2 protein-coding genes and 1 pseudogene are annotated in these 2,939 nt (G+C 62.1%); all 3 read right to left on the reverse strand.

The window, feature by feature from the left end:
* Window positions 1–106: 106 nt before the first annotated feature.
* A pseudogene (locus RSB01_RS13405) lies at window positions 107–508 on the reverse strand (N-acetylmuramoyl-L-alanine amidase); the annotation flags it as partial.
* Window positions 509–523: 15 nt separating this feature from the next.
* The gene (locus RSB01_RS13410; RefSeq protein ID WP_332591283.1) at window positions 524–856 is read right to left on the reverse strand and encodes a hypothetical protein; all 333 of its coding nucleotides are present in this window, start codon (window positions 854–856) and stop codon (window positions 524–526) included.
* 126 nt (window positions 857–982) lie between these two features.
* On the reverse strand, window positions 983–2,779 hold the full coding sequence (gene sppA, locus RSB01_RS13415; protein ID WP_332591284.1) for a signal peptide peptidase SppA: 1,797 nt from the start codon (window positions 2,777–2,779) through the stop codon (window positions 983–985).
* Window positions 2,780–2,939: the final 160 nt, after the last annotated feature.

The raw sequence follows: 2,939 nt of genomic DNA on the forward strand, positions 1-2,939 counted from the left end.
GCTGCATGATGGCCTACGACACCGACAGTCAGGGCGCCTCGAGCGCATCGGCCACAGGCGTCACCCTGTCGCTGACCCCTCCGCCCTCGCCGGTTGCGGTGCCGACCATGTCGGAATGGGCGATGATACGGGCATCGGGAATGGTCCAGCGCGTACGGATATCGGCCACAAGGGCGATCACGGCCTGAACCTGTGCCTCGGGAAAATCGCGATAGCCGAACTCGTGACCGGGATTGACGATCTCGATACCGATCGAGGCCCCGTTCACATCGTCTGTGCCCTGCCATGCGCCGCGACCGGCGTGCCATGCACGGCGTTCCTCGGCCACCAGCCGGAAGATGCGGCCGTCTTCCTCGACCAAATAGTGCGAAGATACCTTGGCCTCGGGGTCGCACAGACGCTCCAGCGCCTCCTGCCCTGTCGGCATGCCGGTATAGTGCAGGACCAGAATGTCAGGGAGAACCCGACGCTCGTCGAAATTCGGTGACGGGGCCTCGATGAACTCCATAATGTTCACGCAGCCTTAGCGGCCGTCGCGCTCCCAGCCATAGGCCACCCAGGTATCGCCAACCTTCTGGGCGTCGATAACGCCTTCATCGGCTGCCTTCTGGGCTTTGCGCATCTGGCGCGAACGGCGTGCCCGCAAGGCAAAACCCGCAAAGAACAGCACCAAACCGCCCACCACTGCCAGCACAGCCACGGTCGCAGCCGTCAGTACCGCCAAAATAGCGCCCACGGTCACAGCCACAGCGGTCGCCGCAAGTCCGACCAGCGAGACCACAAATGAAGCCAGACCACCACCGTTGCGGCGACGGGCGGCAAAGCCGATCTGGGCCATAGGGTCAGTGTTGATCATAATCTCGATACCTTATTGGGCGCGGGAGGAGCGCACAGCCTCTAATGTCGGTCCACAAACCTGAACGGTCAATGACCTGCGACATCACAGACCTGTCACGTTAAGCCGCACCCTCCTCCTAACGCATCAGAACGCAGGTTGTTCGGAAAGGACAGCCGCGCCTTGCGCACGCATCTGTTCGGTACGCACGCGATCCATCACCGCCACAGCGGCCGGATCGCCCAGAACCTGACCGACGCGGACCAGAGTAGAGGCTGCCTGCCCCGAGGCTCCAAAGGCCGTAGCCAGAGCTTCCCACGGGGTTTGCGGGGTCGGGTAATATTTGAAGCGCACACCCTCGGCCGAAGGAATCTTGGCCAACTGGCGGGCCTTGTTGATAGCCTCGTGCATACCGCCCAGCTGGTCGACCAGACCCAGCTCCTTGGCCTGTATACCGGTCCAGACGCGGCCCTTGGCGATTTCATGGGCGCGTTCCGGCGTCAGCTTGCGACCACGGGCCACACGCTCGATGAACTGGGCATAGATGCGGTCCATCGAGGCCGAGAAGGCTGCGCGCTGGCCTTGATCAAAACCGCTGGCCGAGCTGAAGGCGTCGGCATAGTCACCGCCCACCGTCAGATTGCGCGTGTCGATACCGAAACGACCCAGTGCCTCGGCAAAGGCGAACTTGCCGCCATAGACACCGATCGAGCCGGTCAGGGTCGAGGGCTGGGCCACGATCCAGTCGGCTTCGGAGCTGATCCAGTAGCCGCCCGAGGCCGCATAGCTGCCCATGGACACAACCACCGGCTTGCCCGCCGCCTTGGCCGCACGCAGTGCCGCCAGAATCTGTTCGGACGCATCGGGCGAACCGCCCGGCGAGGAAACGCGGAAGACAATCGCCTTAACGTCCTTGTCCTCGATAGCCTGATAAAGGGCGCGGGCCAGATCATCGGAACGGATTTCCGAGCCCGAACCGAACAGCGAGCCGCTATTGCCGCGTCCGGTCATGATGGCACCCTCGCCACCGACGACCGCAATCGAGGACTTGGCCCCCGTACCCATGCTGCTGCGCATGCCCTTGGTCGAGCCATAGTCGCCCAGGCTGACAATCTTGGCGTCCTTACCGGCCTTTTCCTTCACATAGGCTTCGGCTTCCTCGACCTGACCGATCTTGTCGATCAGCTTCAGTTGCAGCGCCTGTTCAGGAGTATAGGGACCGGCCTCGATGACTGCCTTCAAGGCCACCGGATCCTGCTTGCGATCCGTGGCCACCACCGACAACACCGAGGTGTAGATGGAGTTCATCCACGCCGTCATCGCCTCGCGGTGGGCGGGCGTGAAATCGGACTGGGTGAACTCGTTCACCGCATTCTTGTATTCGTAGCGTTGCTCGAACTCGGCCTTCACGCCGTATTTGTCGGCTGCACGGCCAAGGAACATCGAGTCCATCGACACGCCCGTGGCCTGGAAGGACGACGTGTTCTGCATCCATAGCTCGTCGGCGCTGGATGCCAGCATATAGGACGACATCACCACACCCGACGGGGCAAAGCCCTGACTGTGGGCGACCACCAGCTTGCCCGACTTGCGGAAGCGCTGGACGGCCTGACGGATTTCATCGGCATAGGCGGGCGTCATGCCGCCTTCGGGCGCACGGATCAGCAGCGCCTTGACGTTAGAGTCGCTCTCGGCCTGAGCGAGGGTGTCGATCACCCCCAGCACCGACTGGCTGCTGTCCAGCATAGCGAATGGATTGGTCGGCGCCTGATCGGTCAGTCCCCGACGCAGGTCCAGTTCCAGCACCGTATGGGCCGGCGTGACCGGCTTGGACGAACTGGCTGCCGCCCCCACCAGAAGCAACAATCCCACCACCGGCAGGATCACAAAGAACACCACCAGACCGGCAAAAACGCCAAGCATGGTCAGGAAAAACTGCTTCATAGGGTCGTTCGATCCGAAGGCGGCCCACGGGCCATAAACAGCGCAGAAGGACGGACCTTACGGTGCCGTCCTTCCCAGTCTTTTAGAGACTGTTCTTGCGCCCTGCAAAAGGCATGGAGATTACAATATTGTAACCCGCCTTACTGGCCCAGATCATAAA

It is taken from the genome of Brevundimonas sp. (genome assembly GCF_036659295.1).
In the GTDB taxonomy this organism is placed as follows: Bacteria; Pseudomonadota; Alphaproteobacteria; order Caulobacterales; family Caulobacteraceae; genus Brevundimonas.